Source organism: Neisseria sp. HMSC070H10, from assembly GCF_001837635.1.
Taxonomy (GTDB): domain Bacteria; phylum Pseudomonadota; class Gammaproteobacteria; order Burkholderiales; family Neisseriaceae; genus Neisseria; species Neisseria subflava_A.
The window spans coordinates 1-24,926 of sequence record NZ_KV833380.1 but is presented as its reverse complement, the minus strand read 5'-3'; the positions used below and the strand labels follow the sequence as shown (position 1 = coordinate 24,926).

The 24,926-nt window shown below is 49.3% G+C and carries 21 protein-coding genes; 5 read left to right on the top strand and 16 right to left on the bottom strand.

The window, feature by feature from the left end; all coding sequences use genetic code 11:
* Window positions 1-9 precede the first annotated feature (9 nt).
* Complete coding sequence (gene hemC, locus HMPREF2606_RS07690) at window positions 10-945, top strand: hydroxymethylbilane synthase (RefSeq protein ID WP_141745143.1); 936 nt, start codon at window positions 10-12, stop codon at window positions 943-945.
* Between the two features lie 62 nt (window positions 946-1,007).
* On the opposite strand, the gene yegQ is transcribed toward hemC, so the two are convergent.
* Complete coding sequence (gene yegQ, locus HMPREF2606_RS07685) at window positions 1,008-2,363, bottom strand: prephenate-dependent tRNA uridine(34) hydroxylase TrhP (protein ID WP_003679384.1); 1,356 nt, start codon at window positions 2,361-2,363, stop codon at window positions 1,008-1,010.
* Window positions 2,364-2,690: 327 nt separating this feature from the next.
* Here yegQ and HMPREF2606_RS07680 point away from each other — a divergent pair, with 327 nt between their 5' ends.
* Window positions 2,691-3,437: an amino acid ABC transporter permease gene (locus tag HMPREF2606_RS07680; RefSeq protein ID WP_070711915.1), complete on the top strand. Its 747-nt coding sequence runs from the start codon at window positions 2,691-2,693 to the stop codon at window positions 3,435-3,437.
* A gap of 77 nt (window positions 3,438-3,514) precedes the next feature.
* Here the strand turns inward: HMPREF2606_RS07680 and nagZ are convergent, their stop codons facing one another.
* From nagZ to HMPREF2606_RS07630, 10 genes are all read right to left on the bottom strand, one after another.
* Complete coding sequence (gene nagZ / locus HMPREF2606_RS07675; RefSeq protein WP_070583463.1) at window positions 3,515-4,600, bottom strand: beta-N-acetylhexosaminidase; 1,086 nt, start codon at window positions 4,598-4,600, stop codon at window positions 3,515-3,517.
* A 96-nt stretch (window positions 4,601-4,696) separates the two neighbouring features.
* Window positions 4,697-6,217, bottom strand: coding sequence for a Na+/H+ antiporter NhaC family protein (locus HMPREF2606_RS07670; protein ID WP_070711916.1), 1,521 nt, complete (start codon window positions 6,215-6,217; stop codon window positions 4,697-4,699).
* Between the two features lie 132 nt (window positions 6,218-6,349).
* Entirely contained in the window at window positions 6,350-7,849 is a 1,500-nt protein-coding gene (locus HMPREF2606_RS07665) for a DegQ family serine endoprotease (RefSeq protein WP_070711918.1), read from the bottom strand.
* A 245-nt stretch (window positions 7,850-8,094) separates the two neighbouring features.
* Entirely contained in the window at window positions 8,095-9,348 is a 1,254-nt protein-coding gene (gene hemA / locus HMPREF2606_RS07660) for a glutamyl-tRNA reductase (protein ID WP_003684306.1), read from the bottom strand.
* A 148-nt stretch (window positions 9,349-9,496) separates the two neighbouring features.
* On the bottom strand, window positions 9,497-10,360 hold the full coding sequence (gene rpoH, locus HMPREF2606_RS07655) for an RNA polymerase sigma factor RpoH (protein ID WP_004519690.1): 864 nt from the start codon (window positions 10,358-10,360) through the stop codon (window positions 9,497-9,499).
* A 280-nt stretch (window positions 10,361-10,640) separates the two neighbouring features.
* Window positions 10,641-12,188: an apolipoprotein N-acyltransferase gene (gene lnt, locus HMPREF2606_RS07650; protein ID WP_070711920.1), complete on the bottom strand. Its 1,548-nt coding sequence runs from the start codon at window positions 12,186-12,188 to the stop codon at window positions 10,641-10,643.
* Window positions 12,189-12,243: 55 nt separating this feature from the next.
* Complete coding sequence (locus tag HMPREF2606_RS07645) at window positions 12,244-13,110, bottom strand: DUF808 domain-containing protein (RefSeq protein ID WP_070843480.1); 867 nt, start codon at window positions 13,108-13,110, stop codon at window positions 12,244-12,246.
* Between the two features lie 112 nt (window positions 13,111-13,222).
* Window positions 13,223-14,605, bottom strand: a complete 1,383-nt coding sequence (locus tag HMPREF2606_RS07640) for a TolC family protein (protein WP_070711923.1) — start codon at window positions 14,603-14,605, stop codon at window positions 13,223-13,225.
* Between the two features lie 62 nt (window positions 14,606-14,667).
* Window positions 14,668-16,605: a MacB family efflux pump subunit gene (locus tag HMPREF2606_RS07635; protein ID WP_070625105.1), complete on the bottom strand. Its 1,938-nt coding sequence runs from the start codon at window positions 16,603-16,605 to the stop codon at window positions 14,668-14,670.
* Between the two features lie 81 nt (window positions 16,606-16,686).
* A complete protein-coding gene (locus HMPREF2606_RS07630) occupies window positions 16,687-17,868 on the bottom strand; it encodes an efflux RND transporter periplasmic adaptor subunit (protein WP_070625104.1) in 1,182 nt (393 codons plus the stop codon).
* Between the two features lie 289 nt (window positions 17,869-18,157).
* On the opposite strand from HMPREF2606_RS07630, the gene HMPREF2606_RS07625 reads away from it, so the two are divergent.
* A complete protein-coding gene (locus HMPREF2606_RS07625) occupies window positions 18,158-18,616 on the top strand; it encodes a type IV pilin protein (protein ID WP_070583474.1) in 459 nt (152 codons plus the stop codon).
* 108 nt (window positions 18,617-18,724) lie between these two features.
* Here HMPREF2606_RS07625 and nusB read toward each other — a convergent pair whose 3' ends face one another.
* The 3 genes from nusB to HMPREF2606_RS07610 form a co-directional block, all read right to left on the bottom strand.
* Complete coding sequence (gene nusB / locus HMPREF2606_RS07620; RefSeq protein WP_004519698.1) at window positions 18,725-19,153, bottom strand: transcription antitermination factor NusB; 429 nt, start codon at window positions 19,151-19,153, stop codon at window positions 18,725-18,727.
* A 121-nt stretch (window positions 19,154-19,274) separates the two neighbouring features.
* On the bottom strand, window positions 19,275-19,754 hold the full coding sequence (gene ribH / locus HMPREF2606_RS07615) for a 6,7-dimethyl-8-ribityllumazine synthase (protein WP_003748562.1): 480 nt from the start codon (window positions 19,752-19,754) through the stop codon (window positions 19,275-19,277).
* A 93-nt stretch (window positions 19,755-19,847) separates the two neighbouring features.
* Window positions 19,848-20,171 (bottom strand): DUF2185 domain-containing protein, encoded by a 324-nt coding sequence (locus HMPREF2606_RS07610; protein WP_003748560.1) that lies wholly within the window; start codon window positions 20,169-20,171, stop codon window positions 19,848-19,850.
* A 253-nt stretch (window positions 20,172-20,424) separates the two neighbouring features.
* On the opposite strand from HMPREF2606_RS07610, the gene rnc reads away from it, so the two are divergent.
* A complete protein-coding gene (gene rnc, locus HMPREF2606_RS07605) occupies window positions 20,425-21,144 on the top strand; it encodes a ribonuclease III (protein ID WP_003748556.1) in 720 nt (239 codons plus the stop codon).
* 64 nt (window positions 21,145-21,208) lie between these two features.
* On the top strand, window positions 21,209-22,138 hold the full coding sequence (gene era / locus HMPREF2606_RS07600; protein ID WP_036493257.1) for a GTPase Era: 930 nt from the start codon (window positions 21,209-21,211) through the stop codon (window positions 22,136-22,138).
* A gap of 61 nt (window positions 22,139-22,199) precedes the next feature.
* Here era and coaBC read toward each other — a convergent pair whose 3' ends face one another.
* Both coaBC and HMPREF2606_RS07590 read right to left on the bottom strand, forming a co-directional pair.
* Window positions 22,200-23,378 carry a bifunctional phosphopantothenoylcysteine decarboxylase/phosphopantothenate--cysteine ligase CoaBC gene (gene coaBC / locus HMPREF2606_RS07595; RefSeq protein ID WP_070583476.1) on the bottom strand — a complete coding sequence of 393 codons (1,179 nt, stop codon included), beginning with the start codon at window positions 23,376-23,378 and terminating at the stop codon, window positions 22,200-22,202.
* Between the two features lie 42 nt (window positions 23,379-23,420).
* Entirely contained in the window at window positions 23,421-24,650 is a 1,230-nt protein-coding gene (locus HMPREF2606_RS07590) for a tetratricopeptide repeat protein (protein ID WP_070583478.1), read from the bottom strand.
* Between the last annotated feature and the right edge of the window lie 276 nt (window positions 24,651-24,926).

Sequence of the window (24,926 nt, the reverse complement as noted above, 5' to 3'; positions counted from 1 at the left end):
GCAACCATTATGAACCCGAAAAAACTCGTTATCGCCAGTCGCGAAAGCCTGCTTGCCATGTGGCAGGCAAAACATATCCAAGGCCGTCTGAAAGCCCTGTATCCCGATTGCGAAGTCGAGATTTTGGGCATGACCACGCGCGGCGACCAGATTTTGGACAGAACTTTGTCAAAAGTCGGCGGTAAAGGCTTGTTTGTCAAAGAGTTGGAACAGGCTTTGTATGACGGTCGGGCCGACTTGGCCGTGCATTCTATTAAAGACGTACCGATGGATTTGCCTGAAGGTTTTGCGCTTGCAGCCATCGGCGAACGCGCCAATCCGTTTGACGCGTTTGTGTCCAACCAATACGCGCGTTTGGAAGAAATGCCCAAAGGCGCCATCGTTGGTACATCCAGCCTGCGCCGCGAAGCCCAGTTGCGTGCGCGCTATCCGCATTTGGTTATCAAACCTTTGCGCGGCAATGTGCAAACCCGTTTGTCCAAACTCGATAACGGCGAATACGATGCGATTATCTTGGCCGCCGCCGGTTTGCAGCGTCTGGAATTGGACGAACGCATCCGCATGATTTTGTCGGAATCCGACAGCCTGCCTGCCGCCGGACAAGGCGCATTGGGTATTGAAATTGCAGCGCATCGCGAAGATTTGTACGAAGTCTTAAAGCCGTTAAACCACGATACCACACACGCCTGCGTTACGGCCGAACGTGCGTTGGCGCGCGCTTTGGGTGGAAGCTGCCAAGTGCCGCTGGCCGCATATTGCACTGAAGAAAACGGCTTACTGACCTTGCGCGGCTTGGTCGGTCATCCTGACGGTTCAGTCATTTTGCAGGCAGACGCGCAAGCCCCTGCCGAATACGCCGATGCTTTGGGTCGCGCTGTTGCCAAAAAACTGGCAGATGATGGTGCGGAAGAATTGATTGCCGCCGTATTGCAAGAACAGGCTTAAAATAGCATAGATCATTTAAAAGGCCGTCTGAAAGTTTCAGACGGCCTTTGTTTTGTTGATGCTTAAGGATTCATAATCCGCGCAACCAAAGCTTTTTCTTTGCCTTGCATATTCGGGATTTTGACCTGAATGCCGTTGCCTGGGGCAACATCGACAGGCTGGCCTTTGCGGGTCATTTGTTCTAATTTGATGGTTTGGTTGCCGCTCGGGTGGATGATTTCGAGTGAATCGCCGATGGCAAAGCGGTTTTTGACTTCGATGGTCGCCCAGCCGTTTTCATCAATTTCGGTAACGTGGCCGACATATTGGCTTTGTTTGGCGATGGAGTGGCCGGTCAGGTAGTTTTGGTAATCCTGAGTTTGGTGGCGCTCAAGGAAGCCGCTCGTGTAGCCGCGGTTAGCAAGGCCTTCGAGTTCGCTCAACAGGCTGTAATCAAACGGACGGCCTGCAACGGCATCGTCAATCGCTTTGCGGTAGGACTGAGCTACGCGTGCAACATAATAAAGCGACTTGGTGCGGCCTTCGACTTTGAGGCTGTCCACGCCGATTTTGGCCAGTTTTTCAACCACTTCAATGCCGCGAAGGTCTTTGGAGTTCATGATGTAGGTGCCGTGTTCGTCTTCCATAATCGGCATCATTTCGCCCGGGCGGTTGGACTCTTCAATCAGGAAAACTTTGTCAGCGTATGGGTGGCGTTTTTGACCATTGATGCCTTCAAAGTTTTGGTTGGCTTCTTCTTGGGCTTTTTCAAAGTTGAAACCTTGCAGAAGCTGGGCGTCGCCCGCATCGCTTTCAGTGGCGTTGTGGACTTTGTAGTCCCAACGGCAGGAGTTGGTGCAGGTGCCTTGGTTGGGATCGCGGTGGTTGAAATAGCCCGACAATAGGCAACGGCCTGAGTAGGCGATGCACAATGCGCCGTGGATGAAGACTTCGAGTTCGATGTCGGGGCATTCTTGGCGGATTTCGGCGATTTCTTCCATGCTTAATTCGCGCGACAGGATGATGCGTTCGACACCGATGTTCTGCCAGAATTTTACGCCCCAGTAGTTGGTGGTGTTTGCCTGAACGGATAGGTGGATCGGCATTTCCGGCCATTTTTCGCGCACAGTCATGATTAAGCCCGGATCCGCCATAATCAGCGCGTCGGGTTTCATGGCAATCAAGGGTTCCATATCGGAAACAAAGGTTTTGAGTTTGGAATTGTGCGGCAGCGTATTGACGGTCAGGAAGAATTTTTTGTTGCGCTCGTGCGCTTCTTTAATGCCTTGCTCGAGGACGTCGAGTTTGGCAAATTCGTTGTTGCGGGCGCGCAGGGAGTAACGCGGGCTGCCGGCGTAAACGGCATCTGCGCCGTAATCGTAGGCAGCGCGCATGCGTTCGAGGCCGCCTGCCGGCAATAAGAGTTCGGGTGCTTTCATGTTTTATGCTTTTTAAAATGTTTTCAGACGGCCCTCAAGGAAAGAGGGAAGGCCGTCTGAAAGATGTTTGAAGAATGGGCGGATTATCCGCTGTTTTTGTATTTCGGTCAATTTTGTGTCAGGTTTGCGCTTTGTTTTTTATACGGAAAATGTCCTATATGGGCAAAGGTGAAAAGGGGCTGCAATTCATTGGAAATGTAAAAAAAGCAGGGTTGGGCGGAATAATTTAACAAAAAACCGTTCAAGCAATGTATTTTCTTGTAAAATATTAAGCTTCATTTTAAAAAATATTCGGATTAGTTACCGATTTTGACCGACGGAAGGGTTATGGATTTTCGTTTTGACATTATTTATGAATACCGCTGGATGTTTTTATACGGCGTGTTGACGACGCTGGGACTGACGGTGGTTGCAACGGCAGGCGGCTCAGTTTTGGGTTTGCTGCTGGCATTGGCGCGTTTGATCAATCCGGAAAAAGCCGGTGTGCCGATGCGTGTCTTGGCTTGGGTGTTGCGTAAGATTTCTTTTTGGTATGTGACGCTGTTTCGTGGTACGCCATTGTTTGTACAAATTGTGATTTGGGCTTATGTTTGGTTCCCATTTTTTGTTCATCCGGCCGACGGTGTATTGATTAGCGGCGAAGCAGCCATTGATTTGCGCCGTTCTTATGGTGCGTTGATTGCCGGTTCTTTGGCGTTGATTGCGAACTCGGGTGCGTATATTTGTGAGATTTTCCGTGCCGGTATCCAGTCGATTGATAAGGGCCAAATGGAAGCTGCGCGTTCTTTGGGTCTGACCTATACTCAGGCGATGCGTTATGTGATTTTGCCGCAAGCTTTGCGCCGTATGTTGCCGCCATTGGCCAGTGAATTTATTACTTTGTTGAAAGACAGCTCATTATTGTCCGTCATCGGCGTGGCTGAGTTGGCTTATGTACAAAGCACGATTACCGGCCGCTATTCTGTCTATGAAGAACCGCTTTATACAATCGCGCTGATTTATTTGGTGCTGACAAGCTTTTTGGGCTGGGTATTCCTGCGATTGGAAAGCCGTTACAATCCGCAACACCGCTAATCGGTTTAAATAAAAAAAGGAAGACTTTTCAAGTCTTCCTTTTTTTATTTGCCGTCAATGTTTCAGACGGCCTTGAATCAGAATGCTTCGCCGACTTTGACACCGCCTGCGATGTCTTTAGGCGTTGCCAGTTTGGCGGTTGCCTGTTGGGCGGCTTGAAATTCTTCGGTTGCCATGATGTCGGCAGTTTCTTGTACGGTCAATGTGTTGGCCATGTATTGCCAACGTGCTGCCAAGTCGGCGTTTGCCGGTGCGTGAAAACCGTCTCGCAATTCATCTACCAAGTCAGGGCGGTTGCACACTAGTACAATGTCGCAGCCCGCTTCAAAAGAAAGTCGGGCGCGTTCTTTAATACCGCCGACACCACATGCACCTTCCATGGTCAGGTCGTCTGAAAAGATAACGCCGTTAAATCCGATTTCTTGGCGCAGGATTTGTTTCAGCCATTTTTCGGAGAAGCCGGCAGGTTGACTGTCGATTTGCGGGTATACGACGTGGGCAGGCATGACTGCGGCCATGCCTGCTTGGCTCAATGCTCGGAATGGGATAAGGTCGGCGGCTTCGAGCCCTTCGCGGCTGCGTTCGTCGCAAGGCAGGACGTGATGGCTGTCGCCTTCGACAAAGCCGTGGCCGGGGAAGTGTTTGCCGCAAGATTTCATGCCGCCTTTGTTCAGGCCTTTTTGCAGGGCAAGGGCAAGCTGGGTCACGATGTTGGCGTCGCGGTGGAAACTGCGGTTGCCGATGACGGCGCATTGCCCCCAGTCTAAATCCAATACAGGCGTAAAGGATAGGTCGATACCGCAGGCGGAGAGTTCGGTTGCCAAAACCCAGCCGACTTGTTCTGCTTGGGCGCAGGCGGCTTCTTTGCCTTCGTTGTCCCAAATTTCGCCCAATACGTTCATGGCCGGCAGGCGGGTGAAGCCGTCAATAAAACGTTGAACCCGTCCGCCTTCGTGGTCAACGGCGATGATGAGTTCAGGTGTACGGACGGCTTTGATTTCTTGAACCAAAGCTTTGAGTTGGGAGACGTTTTCAAAGTTGCGGCGGAACAAAATAACGCCACCGACGGCAGGGTCGAGCAGGCGTTGTTTTTCTTCTTCGGTCAGATGATAGGCAGCGACGTCGGCCATGACTGGGCCGCGTGGAAGATGGGGCGTATTCATTGTTTTGTCCTGAATAATGTATATATGGGTAATTGCAATATTCAGACGGCCTGAGCGTGTCGGAATATCTCAGGCCGTCTGAATATTGGTTTTGAATTAGGCAGTTGCTTTTTTCTTGTCTTTTAAGATGAAAATCAACACAACCATTACGATGCCGGTTACCACAAAACCTAAAGGCGCAGAGCCGGTCATGCCTAAAATCAGGTAGCCGATAGCGGCAGAGGCGGCAACGGTTAGTGCGTAAGGGAATTGCGAGGTAACGTGGTCGATGTGGTTACAGTGTGCGCCGGTAGAAGAGAGGATGGTGGTGTCGGAAATCGGCGAGCAGTGGTCGCCAAATACGGCACCGGCCATGACGGCGGACATGCAAGGGATAATCAGCGAAGGTTCGACTTTGACGGCCATGGCGGCGGCAATCGGCAACATGATGCCGAATGTGCCCCAACTTGTGCCGGTAGCGAAGGCCATCACGCCTGCGAGCAGAAACAAAATCACGGGTAGGAAGCCTGCGTGGATATTGCCTGCCACCAAAGTGGAGAGGTATTCGCCGGTGTGCATCTCGCTGACAACGGTGCTGATGATCCATGCCAAAATCAAGATGGTAATGGCGCCGCGCATAGAGATGATGCCCTGCCAAATGGCTTTAGGGTAGTCGCTGGTTTTGATGGTGCCGATGGTGCAGAGGATGACGGCCAATACGCCGCAAGTACCGCCGAACACGAGGGAAGTATTTACATCGGTATTTTCAAACGCGCTGAGCAAAGAGAAGGTCTCAGAAGCTTGTGCGCCAGTGTAAATCATGGCTGAAACCGTGGCGACAATCAGTACCAAAACCGGCACAATCAGTGCGAACACACGGCCGTTGGGATGGCCTGTTTCAACGGTTTCATCATGAATTTCGTTCAAAGCGGCGCGTTCCAAACGGGCCATGGAGCCGATGTCGAAGGAGAACCAAGCAACGACAAACACCATAATCAACGCGAAGACGGCGTAGTAATTCATCAGGCTCATGGCCACGAATGCGCCCATCGGTGTGTAGTCTGTAATGTTGTAAGTTACCAAAAGGCCTGCCAAAGTAGCGATAATCGATGCGCCCCAGCTGGATACCGGCATCAAAACGCACATTGGTGCGGCAGTGGAGTCAAGGATATAAGCCAGTTTGGCGCGGGAAACTTTGAATTTGTCGGTTACAGGGCGGGCAATCGCACCGACGGCAAGGCTGTGGAAATAGTCGTCAATAAAGGTAACGAATACCAGACAGGCGGTCAGCAGCTTCGCACCGCGACGGCCCTTGATATGCTGTTTTGCCCAATCGGCAAATGCTTGGTTGCTGCCGGAATGCGTCAGCAGGGAAGTGAAAATCCCCAAAAGCACCAAAAAGAGCAGGATTTTGGGTTTGCCCAAAGACCAATCGCCGTCCGCCCAAGTCAGGCTGACCGCCATGTCTTTTAAGTGAACCAAGGCATCGAGTGGATTACCGCCTACCAGCAGGAATGAGCCGACGATAATGCCGACACCCAGGGATAGCAATACACGGCGCGTGGCAATGGCCAAGGCGAGCGCAATGGCTGCCGGGACGATGGATAAAATAGAATTTGAATAATTAATAAGTTGCATAATTATCTTGTATATAAGCGGTGAAATATTTTCAGACGGCCTAAATTGGAAGACGGATAACAAAATACCCACCGCCTCTGACAGATGGGTATTTTACCATTTAACACATCATCATGCCGTCTGAAAATCGGACTATTGCAGATTTAGCGCGAGGAACAAAGTATTGCCATCGCGTTGTACCAAAAGCGGTACGTTTTTGCCTGAGCTTTCCAATGCGCTACGGAAAGTGGATTCGTCATTGACGCTGATTTGGCTGACGGCAATGATTTCGTCGCCGCGTTTGAGGCCGGCACGTTCGGCCGCACCGCTAACGCGCAGAACGATTAAGCGTTGTTTGCCATCTGCGTTTTCAACCTGCAGGGTAACGCCTGCGTTTTCAACGGTAAATCCGTCATGGCCACCTTCGTGTTGTGGGTGTTCGGCTTCTTTGGCAGAAGTTTCCGTTTGCTCGGCTGCGCTGCCAAGTTTGACTTTGACATCGGTTTGTTTGCCGCCGCGCCAGATGCTCAAAGTCACTTCTTTGCCCGGCATAATCGAGCCGATCATAACAGGCAAATCGCTGGAAGCGCGGACTTCTTCGCCGTTCACTTTGCGTACGATGTCGCCAACCTGTAAACCGGCTTGTTGTGCCGCGCTGTTTGGCATGATTTTGGCAATCAGTGCGCCGCTTGCTTTGTCCAAACCGAAAGATTTGGCCAAATCATAAGAAACTTCTTGAATAACCACGCCTAATTGACCGCGTTGGACTTTGCCGTTGGCTTTCAATTGATCGGCCACATTCATGGCAACATCAATCGGAATGGCAAACGAAATGCCCATGAAACCGCCGCTGCGGCTGTAAATTTGCGAGTTGATGCCGACTACTTGGCCGCGGAGGTTGAATAGCGGGCCGCCTGAGTTGCCTGGATTGATGGCAACGTCGGTTTGGATGAACGGCGTGTAGTTTTCATTCGGCAGGCTGCGGCCTTTGGCGGAGACGATGCCGGAGGTTACGCTGTTGTCAAAGCCGAAAGGTGCGCCGATGGCGGCTACCCATTCGCCCGGTTTCAAATCTTTCGGATTGCCGATTTTGACAACCGGCAAGTCTTCTTGCGGCTCGATTTTTAAGAGGGCAACATCGGATTGGGCGTCTGAGCCGACCAGTTTGGCCGTGTATTCGCGTTTGTCGTTGAGCAGGACTTTAATGTTGCCCATGCCGGCAACCACGTGGGTATTGGTCAGGATATAGCCGTCTTTGCTGATGATGAAGCCGGAACCGAAATTCAAATCGTCGCTTTCGGTATCTTCTTGCGGCATGTCGGGCATATTGGGAACGAGGCGTTTGAAGAACTCGTAAAACGGATCGTTGTCGGGGAATTGGCTCAGGTCCATGCTGTGGTCGTCATCCGGTGTCGCAGTGCGTTTCGCCGGTGTCGCTTGAATATTGACGACTGCCTGTCCTTCGTTTTGCACCAGTTGGGCGAAGTCGGGCAGCAACATACCGACTTTTCCGTCATCGGTATTGGTTTCTATGCGTTGGACGAGTTCTTTGTTTTCGTCTTTGCCGAAAAAGGTGCTGACTTTGTCGCAACCTGAAAGAAGGGAAGCTGAGAGGACAGCAAGGGCCAGATATGTGTTTGTTTTAATATTCACGAAAGTTCCTTTTGCCGGTGCCTATCGTATTGTCGGCATGCGTTTGAGCCGGCAGGCAGTTTTATTGTTTGAATGTTGTTTAAATGTATAAGGTAGGATTTTTACACTTTAACGGTTTTTTTTCAAGCATTTCATTTTAAATGAAAAAATGATAATTGGGATTTTATTGTTTTAAGGCCGTCTGAAAGCTTTGGAATATGACCTGTCGGTCGGTTCGCTTCTTTCAGACGGCCTTTAAATTGTGGTCAGTCGTGTTGGTCCAAATGGTAGATCTGCGCCACGGCATCGATTAATTCGCTGTTGTCCGAGCCGGCTTTATTGAGCGTGCGTGTCGGAGAGTGGAGCAGTTTGTTGGTCAACTGAATGGAGAGGCGTTCAAGGACATCCTCGGCGGATACGCCTTTTGCGAGTTGCTTCATGGCATTTTCCAATACTTGGCGGCGTGCACGTTCACCTTCGTCGCGCAAAGCGCGGATAAGCGGAACGCTTTGGCGGTTTTTCTGTAGGCGGATAAATTCGCTGACTTTTTCTTCCACCATGCTTTCAGCCGCCGCTGCTGCTTTTTTGCGTGCATCTTTGCCGCTTTGGACGATGTCCATCATGTCGTCCACGGTATAGAGATATGCGTCTTCCAATTCGCCGACTTCGGCTTCGATATCGCGTGGAACGGCCAAATCCAGCAGGAAAACAGGCATGTTGTGGCGTTTTTTCAATGCGCGTTCGACCATGCCTTTGCCGACGAGGGGCAGTTGGCTGGCAGTGGAAGAAACAACCACGTCGTAATCGTGAAGAATATCGGGCAATTCATTCAACAGGCAGGCTTCGGCGTTGACACCGAGTTTGTCGCACAATTCCTGCGCGCGCTGGTGTGTACGGTTGGCAACGGTAATGAGCTTCGGATTTTTGGCGGCAAAATAAGTGGCCACCAGTTCAATCATTTCGCCTGCGCCTATAAAGAGAACGTTCAGATCGGAAATGGAAGGGAAGATTTGCTCTGCCATTTTCACCGATGCAGAAGCCATGGAGACGGAGTTTTCACCGACGGCAGTGTCGGTACGCACTTCTTTGGCAACGGCAAAGGTTTTTTGAAACAGGGCGTTTAAGTGGGTATTGATGCTTTCCTGTTCTTGCGCAACGCGGACGGCATCTTTGATTTGACCGAGAATTTGCGGTTCACCCAAGACCATGGAATCTAAACCGCAGGCGACACGGAAGGCGTGGCGGACGGTTTCATTATTATCCAAGGTATAGAGGTAAGGGCGGATTTCTTCGGCAGGTAGGTCGTGATATTGCGCCAACCAGTCGATGATTTTTTCGGTTTCACCGACGCAGTAAAGCTCGGTGCGGTTGCAGGTAGAAAGAATGACTGCTTCTTCCGCCGCCTCACTGCGCGCGAGGTTGGACACGGCATCCGGCAGATTTGCAGCTGCAAATGCCAGTTTTTCGCGTATGCTCAAGGGCGCGGTTTGGTGATTGAGTCCGACGACGGTAAGTTGCATGGTTATGGTATGACTGGGTAGTGTGTGTGGTGGGTATTATAGCTTAAGTGGGCTTTAAAATGAATGTGTTGGGGGTGAAGATGCAATGAGGTTTGTCATCGAAAAGGCCGTCTGAAAAGATTCAGACGGCCTTTTTATCATGAAAGGCTTAAACGGCTTCTGCTTCTTCTGCCAAGAAACCGCGCAGTTTTTGCATGGCTTTGGCTTCGATTTGGCGGATGCGTTCGGCAGATACGCCGTATTCGGCAGCCAATTCGTGCAGGGTCAAACCGCCATCGTCTTGCAACCAGCGGCTTTCAACGATACGGCGGCTGCGGTCGTCCAGTTGCGCCAAGGCGTTTTGCAGGCCTTCGGTTTGCAGGGCGTAGTGGGCTTGTTTGGACAACTGACGGCTAGGTTCTGCATCGTGATCGGCCAACCAGTCGATAGGGGCGAAGTTGTCTTCGTCATCGTTGTTTTCTGCCATGATGCCGATATCATGACCGGTCATGCGTTGCTCCATTTCCAAGACTTCGGACAATTTGACGCCCAAATCGTCGGCGATTTCTTGCGCTTCTTTTGGAGACAAAGCATTCAGGTTTTTACGCATGCTGCGCAGATTGAAGAACAGTTTGCGTTGCGGTTTGGTGGTGGCAACGCGGACCAAACGCCAGTTGCGCAAAATGAATTCGTGGATTTCGGCTTTAATCCAATGCACGGCAAACGAAAACAGGCGCGCGCCGCGGCTTGGTTCGTAGCGTTTGACGGCTTTCATCAGGCCGATATTGCCTTCTTGAATCAGGTCGGCTTGGTTGAGGCCGTAGCCGTCGTAACCGCGTGCAATGGATACGACGACGCGGAGATGGGACAGAATAAGCTGTTTGGCGGCGTTGAGGTCGCCTTTTTGTTGACGTTCGGCCAGTTGTGTTTCTTCTTCGGCAGTCAGCATAGGAATGCTGTTGACTGTATGAATGTATTGCTCGAGGCTACCGTTGCCGCTGTGGATAACGGGTAATGCAAAAGCTTTATTCATAAAAGGATACTCTCCTTGATTGGGCCGTCTGAAAACGGCTTTTTGTTTATTGTGTGACAAGCAGTATAACACTGCCTGTGGTTTGTTTTGTTATGGGTTGGATTTTTTCTGTAAATTAAACGATGGATTCAATAGTTTTTGCTGCTTAAATTGCAGGAGTTGATTGTTTTTGAAAATTTGAGTGATTTGCTAGGTTTTGGATAAGTATATTACAAACATTTCTGTATGTAAATAGTTTTATCAATAAAAAAGACCTTGTATAACAAGGTCTTAAAATTTTTTATTCTGGTTTCTTCCGGCCAATCAGGATGAGGAATACGCCGATAACGGCCAAAATGCTGATAAGCCATGTTGAGCCGCCTGCTTTCATATAAGGCGTTTCGCCGATATAGCCTTTGACGTGGCCTTCGAGGACGGTTTCTGTATCCGGCTGGGCTTCGGCAACAATCGTACCTTTAGGGGAAATAATGGCGGTTGCGCCGGTATTGGTGGCGCGAACCATGTAGCGGCCCAGTTCCATTGCACGCGCTTGGGATTGTTGAAGCTGCTGATACATGGCATTCGATTTGCCATACCACGCCATATTGCTGATGTTGGCGAGCAGGGTGGAGCGTTTCGCCGTTGCAATGAGTTCGTCGCCGAAACCATCTTCATAGCAGATATTGAAGGCGACTTTTTGATCTTTCATTGTCAAAGGCGCCTGGTTGTCGCCGCCTTTTTGAAAGTCGGCCAAAGGCATATCCATCATTTTATAGAGACGCTCGGTAATGGCGGGCAATGGCTTGTATTCGCCGAATGGAACGAGGTGGTTCTTGGCGTAGTAGGGGATGACATCGGAAGTGCTGTTGTGATAGTCGCTCAAATTGATGACTGCATTTTCGTAGCCGTTGCCGTCGGGCGTATATTGGCTGATACCGATGGCCAACGCGCTGCCGTTGCTTTGCGCTTGCTCGGCGAATTGTTCCAAGATGCCTTCGGGCAGGTCTTGGCGCATCAGCGGCAAGGCGGTTTCAGGCAGGATGACGATGTCGGCACTGGTTTTGCTGATTTGTTCGTAGTATTTCTGAATGGTTGGGATGATTTGCTCTTCCTTCCATTTCAGATTTTGCTCGATATTGCCTTGAATCAGGGCAACCGTGCTGGTGCTGCCGTCAGGGCGGGTGTATTCGGTTTGTTGGGAAATGTAGCCGACGGAGCAGAGCGCAACGATAAGGAATAAGGGCAGGAGGCGGTGTTTCAGACGGCCGTGGTTGTCAATCAGCAACACCAGCCATGCGCTGAGGAAAGCGGTTGTCAGCGTGACCATATGAATGCCGCCCAACGGCGCGAAACCTGCCAACGGGCTGTCTTTGATGATTTGGGAATAGCCGATTGCGCCCCAGCCGAATCCGGTCAGGAAGCGTTCGCGGGCAAATTCTGCCAGCGTCCACAAAATCGGTAGCAGGAGGCCGGTTTTGGCCCAGCGCGCCAGGTTGCATTTTCTCCACACCCAAAAACAGATGGCCGGATAAAGCGCAAGAAATGCCGGCAGCAGAAAGGTGAGGGGGATGGCGTACGAATCCGGCAGACCCGAAACATCATGCAGGGCAGTGTGTATCCAATAAAACTGCGCCGTATAACCGATTAATCCGAACAGATAGGCAGACATGACGGCAAAGCGCGGACGCAATTCAATCAGGCGTATCAGCGCGCCAAACAACAACGGCATCAGCCAAAAATGATAATACGGGGCGAAAGTGAACGGTGTCGCGGCGGCAATCAAGATGACCAGCGGCCAGTAAAGCAGCGGATGTTGCCAGTATTGTTCGAGTTTACGGAAAATATTCATGCTTTAAATGGTATTGAGGCCGTCTGAAAAATTTTCAGACGGCAGGGAAACAAAATCAGTCTTTTTGAAACAATTTCATTGCAGGCAGGACAATTGCGCAGGCCAATGCACCGGCGGCTACTCCGACCACCAGATTGGCGATATGTTCCATCATGCCGCTGTCCCAATGTTGTGCGTGGAGGAAATCGTGCAAAAAACCAAGGTTGTGGGCGATCAGTCCGCCGCCGACCAAGAACATCGCCAGCGTGCCGACAATGCTCAAGCCGCGCATAAACCAAGGCATAAATGAAATCAAACCGCGTCCGATGCCTTGTACGGCGGCACTTTTCTGGCGCATCAACATCATGCCGAGGTCGTCAAGTTTGACGATAATGCCGACCAAACCATAGACCAATGCCGTCATGCCGACACCGATGGCGGCCATAACCAAAGAACGCGTCATCAGGTCATATTTTTCAACAACGCCCAGCGCGATAATGATGATTTCGGCGGAGAGGATGAAATCTGTGCGGACCGCGCCTTTAACTTTTGTTTTTTCGTCTGTGACTTCAGGCTCGGCATCGTGTCTGTCTTCGTGTTCATTGCGGTGCAGAAATTTGTGCAACAGTTTTTCTACGCCTTCAAAACACAAATAAACACCGCCGATCATCAGCAAGGGCGTAATCAGTGCAGGCAGGAAAGTGGAAAGCAATAGCGCAAGCGGCACCAGAATCAGCTTGTTGACCAGAGAGCCTTTTGCCACCGCCCAAATAATCGGCAATTCGCGCTCGGCGGATACGCCGGTTACCTGATTGGCGTTGAGTGCCAAATCGTCACCGACCACGCCGGCGGTTTTTTTGGCGGCGACTTTGGTCATCATCGCTACATCGTCCAAAACGGCGGTAATGTCGTCCAAAAGCGTAAAGAGAGAGGCGAAGGCCATAATGTTGTCCGGATAAAATCAAATAAACGCGCGATTATATATGAAAATTCAGTTGCTTGAATGTTTTTCAGACGGCCGTTGACGGAAATTAACCAAAGGCCGTCTGAAAATGCTATTTCGGCGTATAACGTCCCGCCATGGCTTTATACACCATATTTTCGTATTTTAAGGCTTCATAGCGTTGGTTCAGCAGGTTTTGAGCCGAGCTGTACTCCGAATTCAAAGCCTCCAGCCAGTCTTTCAGTTCGTTTTTACCGTGTTGGTAGCGGACTTGATAGTAATGGCTGTTTTTCTTGTCCAACTGATAACGCTGTTCCTGATTGGCAAGGCCGGCCTGCGCGTTTTTGTAGGCAAGGTAGTTGGTGTTGACTTCGTTGAGCGCTGTGGTCAAGGCTTTTTCAAAATTCAGCTTGGCGCTGTCCATCTCCGCTTGTACGGTTTTGTCTTTCCATTTCATGGTCTGCCAATTAAGGAAAGGCAGATTGATGGTGGCCGAACCGCCCAACATAGGGATATTGAACGTGCTTTTTGCTTTGTCGGACGACGTACTCAAACTTGCGCCCAAAGTAATCGACGGATACCAACTGCGTTTTTGCGCGTTGACCGATTGTTGCGACGCTTGCAGGCGGTATTCGGCGGCGCGCAGGTCGGGGCGGTTGGCCAAAACGGTAATCGGTACGTCCAAATTTACGCCTTTGACCGGCAACAGGCGGAATTGTGCCGGATCGGCGGCCATGTTTTCAGACGGCCTTAAATTCAATAAATTACGCAAAACCTGTTTTTGCGTATCCAAATTGTTTTGCAAAGACAACAGGCTGTTTTCCGCACTCAGCAATGACTGTTTGGCTTGGGTCGGTTGGCTGGAGTCAGCCCGGCCGTAGCGGAACTTGGCATTCGCAATGCGGTTGATTTCCTGATATTGCTTCAGCGATTTTTGCGCCAACTCGATGGCTTCGTTCAGGTAGGCAATATTGAAATAGGCATCGGCAACATTATTAATCAAAGTCAGGCGTGTGTTGGCCATGTCTTCATGCGTGGCTTGGTATTCCCATACCTGCGCATCGGCAGTGGCACTGAGTTTGCGCCACAAATCCAATTCGTAGCTCAAGCCAAGCTGGCTGCTGAAGGTATTGCCGTGGCTGCCGGTTTTCAGGTTTTTAGAAGCATTCGCACCCAATGATCCGCTGAACGAAGGTACCAAATCCGCACCCAAAATATTGGCTTGGTACAAAGCCTTGTTGACGCTGATGGCCGCCTGTTTCAAATCGATATTGTTCGCCAGCGCCTGCTCCATCAGCGCATTAAGCTGCGGGCTTTGGTAGATTTCCCACCAGTTGCCGTTTACATCGTAGCGTTCGGCAGTTTCCGCCGCACTCATGATTTGGCCGGTTGCTTCCAACGTCAGATTCGGATTGGCTTTAGGCGCGGCGCACGCACTTAGGGCAAGGGCAACAGCCAATGACAAGGCTGCTTGGGAAAAAGGTTTCGTCTTCATAAAAATCTTTCGGGTAACGGCATTTCAGACGGCCTTAAGATAATAGGCCGTCTGAAACATAATCAATCTTGAGCTAAGGCATCAATCGGGTTGAGCTTGGAAGCTTTGTTGGCAGGCATAAAGCCGAACGCGACGCCGATGGCGGTGGAGCAGACCACCGCGCCGATGACGGAAGTCATGGAAATGCTCATCGGGAAGTCGGTGACAAAGTAGTTGAACACCAGGCTGATGCTTGCGGACAACAATACGCCCGAAAGGCCGCCGATGATACAGATTAAGACGGCCTCAATCAGGAACTGTTGCAAAATATTGTTGCGGCGTGCGCCGATTGCCATGCGGACACCAATTTCTTTGGTGCGCTCGGTAACGGAGACCAGCATGATGTTCATCACGCCGATACCGCCGACCACCAAAGAGATGACCGCAATGGAAGAAATCAGCAGCGTCATGGTGCCGGTCGTGCTTTCAACCATTTCTTTGATGCTGTCGCTGTTGTTCATAAAGAAGTCTTCTGTACCGTGGCGTGCTTTCAGCAGCTCGGTCAGGCTTTTTTCGGCGACTTGCGTGTTGGCATCGTCTTTGATTTTGACAACGATGGAGTTGGTATGGCTCTCGCCGGTAATTTGGTGCATGACCGTTGTATAAGGCGACCAAAGCATCAGCGAGTCAGAGTTGCCGAACGAGTTGTCATCCTTTTTCATAATGCCGATGACGGTTAGCGGGCGTTTTTTGAAAAGGATGGTTTTGCCTAAAGGATTGACGCCTTCGCCGAAGAGTTTGGTTTTGGTGTTTTGGTCGATGACGACGACTTGGGCATCGGTTTTTACATCGTCATCATCAAACAGACGGCCTTCTTCCAATTTCAAACCGCGCACGTCGAAATATTGTTCGCCTACGCCGTAAAGTGAGGCGGTCAGGTCGGTGTTGCGGTAGGTTAAGGTGCCGCCGGAGTTGGTTTGAGGGGTGGCAGAGGCGACGTAGCTTTGTTGGCTGATGGCTTTTGCGTCATTAATCGTCAGTGTCTTGACCCGTCCGCTTCTACGGTCGCCAAAACCACGTCCGGGGAAGATGCTGATGGTGTTTGTGCCCATCGAGTTGATGTCTTCCAGGATTTTTTGTTGCGAGCCATTACCTAAGGCCACTACCGATACCACCGATGCGATACCGATGATAATCCCCAGCATGGTCAGCAGCGAACGCATTTTGTGCGCCATAATCGCCTGTACCGACATTTTGAATGCTTCCATAAATTGATCGTAATAAAACGACCAGGAAGCTTTTTCTTTAATCCTCTCCACTTTGCTGGGCGGGATATCGGGATTTTTAGACGTATCCGAAATAATCTGACCGTCGCGGATTTCGATGACGCGGTTCGCATTTGCCGCAATGCCCGGATCGTGGGTGACCATAATCACGGTATGCCCGTCTTCGTGCAGCTTGTGGATGATTTCCATCACATTTTTACCGCTGGCGGTATCCAATGCGCCGGTCGGTTCGTCGGCAAAGATAATTTCGCCGCCGTTCATCAACGCGCGGGCGATCGAAACGCGCTGTTGCTGACCGCCGGAAAGCTCGCTGGGTTTGTTGCCTTCTTTATTTTGCAAGCCCAAATCGCCCAACAGTTTTTCCGCACGTTCCGCGCGCTCTTTGCTGTCCATGCCCATATACACGGCAGGCAGGGCGACGTTGTCCCGGGCGGTCAGCGAGCTTAACAGGTTGTAACGCTGGAAAATAAAGCCGAAACGCTCACGGCGCAAAGCCGCCAGCTCATCCGGCTGCATTTGCGATGTTTCGATGCCGTCGATTTGATAAGAGCCGGAGGTGGCGGTATCCAGACAGCCCAAGATATTCATCAGCGTCGATTTGCCTGAGCCGGACTGGCCGATAATCGCCACAAAGTCGCCTTTCTCAATAGAAAGGCTGACATCTTTCAATACGTGCACACGGTTTTCACCGCTACCGAAAAAACGGTTGATATTCTTACATTCGATTAAACTCATAATCTTTCCGGGCGAAAAATAGAAATACAGGAACTAAGGCCGTCTGAAACACAGCCAAACCTTTCAGACGGCCTTAATCAATCAGCGAGGAGGGCCGCCACCCATCATCGCGTGTTCGCTGCTCTTATTCTTTTCATCTGCGCTCATTTCAGAAACGATCACTTTTTCGCCTTCTTTTAAGCCGCTTTTGATTTCGGTATTCATGCTGTCTTTCAAACCGACGGTTACTTCGCGCTCGACAGCTTTATTGTCTGCACCCAAAACGCTGACAAATGATTTGCCGTTATGCTTTTTTACGGTCAGCGTCGATACCAGTAAAACATTCTTCACGCCGTTGATTTCGATCGTGTTTTGAGTGGTCATGCCGATAGAAAGTTTGCCTTCGGGATTCGGTACCAGTGCGCGGGCATAGTAGTAAATCGCATTGGAAGTCGTGTCCGTGCTGCTGGTGTAGTTGCCCAAAGACATGGTGGTCAGGCCGGGGTCGACACTGTCTAATTTCGCTTTAATCGGGGTGTCCGGCTCGGACAAAATGGTGAACGAAATATCCTGACCGGCTTTGACTTTTGTGATGTCGCCTTCGGCAATCTGCATTTTGTTTAACATGGTTTCCAGATTGGCCAGCTGGATAATGGTCGGCGTAGATTGCGCCGCATTGACGGATTGGCCTTCTTCAACAGGAATGGCGACCACAGTACCGTCCATGGTGGCGGTAATCCGCGTGTGGCCCAGTTCGGATTCGGCTGTATTGATGGAGATTTTTGATTGTTTGATGGAGGCCTTCAGTTCGGCAACATTGGCTTTGGCTGCGGCTAAAGAGTCTTGTGCAGATTCCAAGTCTTCCTTGGAAGTTGCCTGTTCTTTCCATAAGGCAAGTTCGCGTTTATATTTTTTCTCCGCACTGGAAAGCGCGATTTCGGCAGAAACCAATTTTGCCTGATAGGTTTCCAGTTTGGATTTTTCGGTATTTAAGGTATTGATCTGATTGGTTGAGTCGATTTCCGCAATCAGATCGCCTTTTTTCACTTGTTGGCCCAGTTTCACATACAGTTTTTTAATCTGACCTGAAGCTTCCGCGCCTACGGATACCAAATTGGAAGGTGAGATTTCGCCGGTTGCCGACACGGTTTGACGGATATCGCCGCGTTTGACCACTTCTGTAATAAAAGAAGACTGAGGCTCAGGCTTCATCAAAGACCAGCCGCCGAAAGCCGCTGCTACTACAACAGCCGTACCGGCCGCCCACTTGAAAACTTTAGACATATAAAAGGAACCAATTCAATAAAATAACGTTGCAGACAAGCAATAAATGTATTGATAGAAACAAAAAAACAACTGGATTTTACTGTAAAGACCAAGGCCGACCAAGAGACGGTCGGCTTAAATTGAAGTTTAACTTATTGAAATAAAAAATAAAGGGCAGTAAACATTTTTCAGAACTTGCACCTCATTTACATAAATTCCCAAACTCCCTCCGAATCTGAACATTTAAGCCGCAAGAAAACGACTATAATATTCATGTCTTATTCTAATTATTTACGACATAAATACAATGAAACATCAACAAGGCTTCACGCTTATCGAGCTGCTGATAGTCGTTTTGATTGCAGCCATTCTTGCTACCATCGCATATCCGTCTTATCAAAACTACATCCGCCAAACGCGTCTCGCATCCGTCCGCACACAGATGCTGCATAATGCCCAACAACTTGAACGCTACTATACTCAAAAAAGTACATTTGTAGGGTTTCCTGATGGAAATTTGCAGCAGAATCAATATTTCGATATTAGTTTTTCCAAAGATACGGCTTCTGCGCCTAATCCTTCCGAAAATGCGGCTTCTATGCCTAATCCTTCCGATTCAGGTTATATTTTGAAGGCAGAACCCAACCAAGAAACTAACGCAAATGAAACCTGTACCGTTTATTACAACGACAGCGGTATTACCTGGGCAAAAAACAGCAATAAACAAAACTGTCCCGGCTATGAAACGCTCACAGATGAGAAATAAACAAAGGCCGTCTGAATTTCAGACGGCCTTTTTGATGGTTTGGCTGTATAAGCACATTAGCTTATACAGGGCAAAGATTGGTAATCCTGACCCAATGTGAAGTCAATCTTAGCCTTTGCGGCGCGGTTCGTCAGGGCGGATGCGGGAAGCCAGCTGGTCGAGGATGCCGTTGACGAATTTATGGCCGTCGGTGCCGCCGAAAGTTTTGGTAACTTCGATGGCTTCGTTGATGATGACAGGATAGGGGGTTTCAGGCATGGTGCTCAGCTCATGGCAAGCAACCAGCAAAACAGCGCGTTCGATAGGGCTGAGGTCTTTCTCGTCGCGGTCAAGCAGGGGGCTGATTTTTTCCATGTATTCTTCGGCATGGGTTTGTGCGCCGAAAAACAGTTTGTTGAACAGCTCTTCATCCATATTGGGCGCTTGGGACAGTTCGCGGATGTTTTTGGCGATTTCGGGAGCGGCTGTTTTGTTGATGCCTGCTTGATAAATGGCTTGTACGGCAAGCTCGCGTGCGCGGCGGCGTGGGCTTTTCATGGGTATTCCTTGTGAAGAGGGTGCCGATGGTTGTCGGCTGAATATTGAATGATTCAGACGGCCTCAATGTCATGATTGAGAGGCCGTCTGAAAATATGCGGTATTCAATACGGGGAGAAGCTTATTCTTCGTCGTCTTCGTATTGTTCTGACAAAAGATGGTTGACCAAGTTGGCACATTCTACGGCAACTTTGGCGGCATCGGAGGCTTTTTCTTCGATACGTGCGACGGCCTGTTCGTCGTTTTCAGTTGTCAGGATGGCGTTGGCAATCGGGATGTTGTAATCAAGAGCAACGCGGCTGACGCCTGCGCCGGATTCATTGGATACCAATTCAAAGTGGTAGGTTTCGCCGCGAATGACAACGCCGATGGCAATCAGGGCATCGAATTGTTCGGATGAAGCGAGGTTCATCAGCGCGATAGGTACTTCAAGCGCGCCAGGAACGGTGGCAAGTGTGATGTTGTCTTCGGCTACGCCCAATTCTTTTAAGGTGCGGCAACAAACTTTGACCATTTCGCTGCCGATTTCGTTGGTGAAGCGGGCCTGAACGATGCCGATGCGCAAGTTGGTACCGTCGAGGCGGGGTTCGATAATGTTCATGATGATTCCTTCAATATTGGTGAAATAGGGATTCGGCTCGGTTTCAGACGGCCTTGTTATAGGGAAGGCCGTCTGAAACGAAATGAGGATGGATTATTCTTGCGGCTGCCAATCGGCAACGGCTTGGAACTCGCCGTCTTCGTTCAATTCCCACGCGCTGCCTTCTGCCTGAGTCAGCAGGGGCGCGATGTCGGGATTGTCTGCGGTAATGGCGGAGAGGCTGACAATGCTGAAATTGTCGGGATTGTCGGTGTATTCGTCGGTTTCGTCGCCGCTGAAAATACGCCAGCCACTGTCGTTTTCAAATACGGGGGCTTCGCGGTAGAGGAAGCCGACAGGCTCGCCTTGTTCGGCGACGGTGTTGGTGACGATGCAGCGGTCGAGCGCTGCGGCCAATGCTTGGGCAAATTTGTTCATGGAGTTGACAAAGAGATGATTTGGCATGATTTTACACGATTCGCCGCTTTTCCGCACGGATGTGTGCAGGGGCGGTTTGATGGTACAATGTCGGTAAGTGCCGTCAGGTTTGAACATGACGGCTTTTGATTGTTTATCGGCTTGAGGGACGCAAGAAACAATGAGCCAAAATAAAAAAGTTGCCGGTGTAGCCTTTTTATTTTGTTTCACTGCGGATGAGGCGTATTTTCGGGCTGTTTTTTGAAAGTATGGAATGAAACCTGATTTGCTCAAACAGCAGGCGCATCGAGCGATTCAAAAGCGTCTGGGCTATGAGTTCCGCAATATGGAGCTGCTTCAGCAGGCTTTGACCCACCGCAGCTACAATGCCAAACACAATGAGCGTTTTGAATTTGTCGGCGATTCGATTTTGAACTATTCCGTGGCGAGGATGTTGTTTGACGCGTTTCCGAAATTGTCGGAAGGCGAGTTGTCGCGGATGCGAGCGGCTTTGGTGAATGAAGGTGTATTGGCTGAAATCGCGTTGGAAATGAATGTCGGCGACGGTTTGTATTTGGGTGCCGGCGAGTTGAAGAGCGGCGGTTTCAGACGGCCTTCGATTTTGGCAGACGCGATGGAGGCGATGTTTGCGGCGGTCAGTTTTGATGCTGATTTTTCTGCGGCGGAAAAAGTGGTTCGCCATTTGTTTGCGGAACGCGTGAAACGTGCGGATTTGAATATCGGCAAGAAAGACAGTAAAACTGCTTTGCAGGAAGCCTTGCAGGCACGCCGCTTTGCTCTGCCGAAATACCGAATCGAAGAGCAGGCGGAGCAGACGGCTGATGCGATGTTTGTGATTTCCTGCGATTTGGGCGAACTCGGTTTCATCTGCAATGCACGCGGCAGCAGTCGGAAAGTGGCCGAGCAAAAAGCGGCATGTGAAGCCTTAGAATGGTTGGAACAGAAGTTTCCTTTGAAAAAATCTAAAAAATAATATTTCAGACGGCCTTTGAGAAAATGCAAAGGCCGTCTGAAACAATCAAGAAAGTCATATATAAATGGATATCGAAACCTTTTTGCAAAATGAGTCGCAACACCCGACCGATTATCGTTGCGGCTTTGTGGCCATCGTGGGTCGTCCGAATGTCGGTAAATCCACGCTGATGAACCATTTAATCGGTCAGAAAATCAGTATTACCAGTAAAAAAGCACAAACCACGCGCAACCGTGTAACCGGTATTTACACCGACGACACGGCGCAATTTGTGTTTGTCGATACGCCGGGTTTTCAAACCAATCACCGCAATGCCTTGAATGACCGTCTTAATCAAAACGTAACCGAAGCGCTGAGCGGCGTGGATGTGGTGGTTTTTGTGGTGGAAGCCATGCGCTTTACCGATGCCGATCGCGTGGTGCTGAAGCAGTTACCTAAGCATACGCCTGTGGTATTGGTGGTCAATAAAATTGATAAAGACAAAGCCAAAGACAAATTTGCACTTGAGGCGTTTATCAATGAAGTACGCCAAGAGTTTGAGTTTGCCGCCAGCGAGGCAGTCAGCGCAAAACATGGCCTGCGTATTGCCAATCTGTTGGAACTGCTCAAGCCTTATCTGCCGGAAAGTATCCCGATGTATCCGGAAGATATGGTGACGGATAAATCCAGCCGATTCCTGGCGATGGAAATTGTGCGCGAAAAATTGTTCCGCTATTTGGGCGAAGAGTTGCCGTATGCGATGAATGTTGAAGTGGAGCAGTTTGAGGAAGAGGAAAGCGGACTGTTCCGCATTTATATCGCGGTGTTGGTCGATAAAGACAGCCAAAAGGCGATTTTGATTGGCAAGGGTGGGGAGAAATTGAAGAAAATTTCTACTGAAGCACGCCTTGATATGGAAAAATTGTTTGATACCAAAGTCTTTTTGAAGATTTGGGTGAAAGTAAAATCCGGTTGGGCAGACGATATTCGTTTTCTGCGTGAATTGGGTTTGTAATGTAATGTGTTTGAACAAAGGCCGTCTGAAAAATTTTCAGACGGCCTTTTGTTTTGTTTGATTAAGCCAATAATTCAGCCAGGCGTTTGACGATTTCATCTGCTGCTTGGCGTTTGGATGTTTCTGGAAATGAGGTTTCGGCAAGGTCATCAATAATGGTGATTTGATTGGTTGGCTTACCCATGGAAACGGAAACTTGGTTGGCCACCAGCATCGGTACGTTTTTGCGCAAACGTTTTGCCCGTGCAAATTCCAAAACCTGATGGCTTTCTGCAGCAAAGCCGACGCAGAATGGTGGAGAAGGCAAGGCTGCAACGGATGCGAGAATATCCGGATTTTCCGTCAGTTCGATAACCGGGGGCTGATTGCCGTTTTTCTTCAGTTTCTCGTTGCTGCTGTTTTTGACTTTATAGTCTGCAACGGCTGCGACGGAAATAAAGACATCTTGTTTCGGAATATGGCGATGAACCGCCTGATACATGGCTTCTGCGCTGACAGCCTGTTCAGAATGAGTTAAGCCTGCGGGCAAGGCCGTCTGAATTTGACCGTAAATCAGCGTGACCTCCGCTCCGGCAGCACGGCAGGCACGCGCTAAAGCCATACCCATTTGTCCGCTGGAAATATTGGTAATGCCGCGAACAGGATCGATGGCTTCAAACGTTGCGCCGGCTGTAATCAGAACTTTTTTACCGCTCAGTAGCTTGGGTATCCATAAATCCTCTAGCAAATCTGCCAGATCGACCGCTTCGACCATTCTGCCTGTACCTGTTTCGCCGCAAGCCTGTTCGCCATTGTTTGGGTAAAACACGGTAATGCCGTCTGAAACCAGTTGCTCAATATTGCGCAGGTTGGAAGGGTTATTCCACATTTCGACATTCATTGCAGGCGCAACGGCCAAAGGACATTTTCTGGCTGCGGCCAAAGTAGTCAGCAGGTTGTCGGCCAATCCGTTGGCAATTTTGGCAATCGTATTGGCAGTTGCAGGTGCAATAAGAAATGCATCGGCTTCGCGCGTCAGATTGATGTGCGCCATGCCATTATTGGAAGCGCCTGAATAGGTATCCGATAAAACAGGATTGCCGGTTAAAGCTTGGAAAGTCAGCGGGGAGACAAATTCTGTCGCAGAATCTGTCATCACCACTGATACAGAATATCCTTGCTTTTTCAGCAGTCTGACCAGTTCGCAAGATTTATACGCCGCAATACCGCCGGTAATGCCGAGGAGAATGTGTTTGCTCATAAATAACGGGTTCATGAAATGAGATATAGGAATCAAATCAAATTAGATTTGTTCGATGTTGATTCTGGCCAGTTTTGCTTTAATCGCATTACCATATCTCTTTGGTAAGAATGCTGAAACCGCTCCATTTTTCACTTCAGTCACATAACTGCAGACTTTAAATTCAGGAACAACATTGAGCGAGTAGTCCGGATTGACTAAAGGTGAAGCACTGGAGTACAGCGTCCATCTTGCCAGACTGCCGTCTTCATAATCAGTCGTTGCATTAAAGCTGGTAACCCCTTCGCTGAAAGCGATTTGATAATTAGAGTAGAACTCGCCGGGAATTTCGTGTGCATTACAGAAATCAAATAATCTGTCATGTGCAAACAGATTCTGACGGATATAGGCCCACAATTCTTTTTCTAGAAAATCTTGGTCGGCAAAATGTCTGGAAGGATAGCCCTCGTCGACAAAGTTTTGAATCCTTTCCTGCATATCTGGGACTGCGCCCGCTTTAGCGCCCCACATACCCGCAAGAATTAGGGCGGTATGCGAGCCTGAGTCGCGAATAGTGTGGAATAGTGTGCCACTTTTTATCCATTCGGATACGGCCGCTGCATCACGATAACAAATAATAGAATCTGCATCACGGAAAATAACGTATTCAACCTCGGGATCATTAATGGCAAGAAAGCGCCACATCGTACCCGGCCAGTTGTCCAACGGTGCGCCAACTTTAATCACTTCTGCTCCGTTATTTATAAATCGTTGAATAGCTTCAGCCGATACAGAATCGTCGACATAAAAACGACATGTCCAACCGGGGAAAAGTACAGGAGCAAGCTGGGTATTTAAGACGGCAGGCTCAATATATTTGGAATTATTGCCAAATAAAGAAAAGGAGATAATCCGTTTGCCGTTTTTTGGAGCTGGTGTCGGAATGATTTCATGTTCTAGGTCTGGGATGGCTTTATCTTTTAGAACCAAAGCTTGATGACCGTAAAACCCGGTTTTTTCCCAATTATCTAGAGCGCCGTAAGCATGGGCAAGTAAATCCAAAGCAGGAATATAGGTGCTATCCAGCTCTAGCGTTTTCATTTCAGCCTCAATGGCTTTTTCCCATTTCAATTGCTTCAGATAGGCATAAGCAACTTTATGATGAAATTCGACAGATTGGGGATTGAGAAGGCAAAGAATCTCGGCACGTTTTAGCGCTTCCTCGTAATTTTCCTCTTCGATAAAAGAGTGATATGCTTGTTCAAATTTTTGTTGAATCTTTTCGTTACTCATAATAGGGACTATTCTAAATTTATGATTGTTTTATTGGAGAAAGTAGAGATTGTAAGAGTAGATAGGGCTAAAGCGCCAGTAATATAGAGATAAGAATGCTGAATGTGGCAAATTAAGAGCAAAGCCGCAGGACTATTTATCTTAGGATATCTGTTTTATCTATCGAACGATAAAATCCAATAAATTTTAAATCATTTAAATACAGATAGTTGTGAAAAATTTTTAATTTTTTTTTGAAATTGGGTGTTGACTGGTTTCGTTGTGAGGCGTATAGTT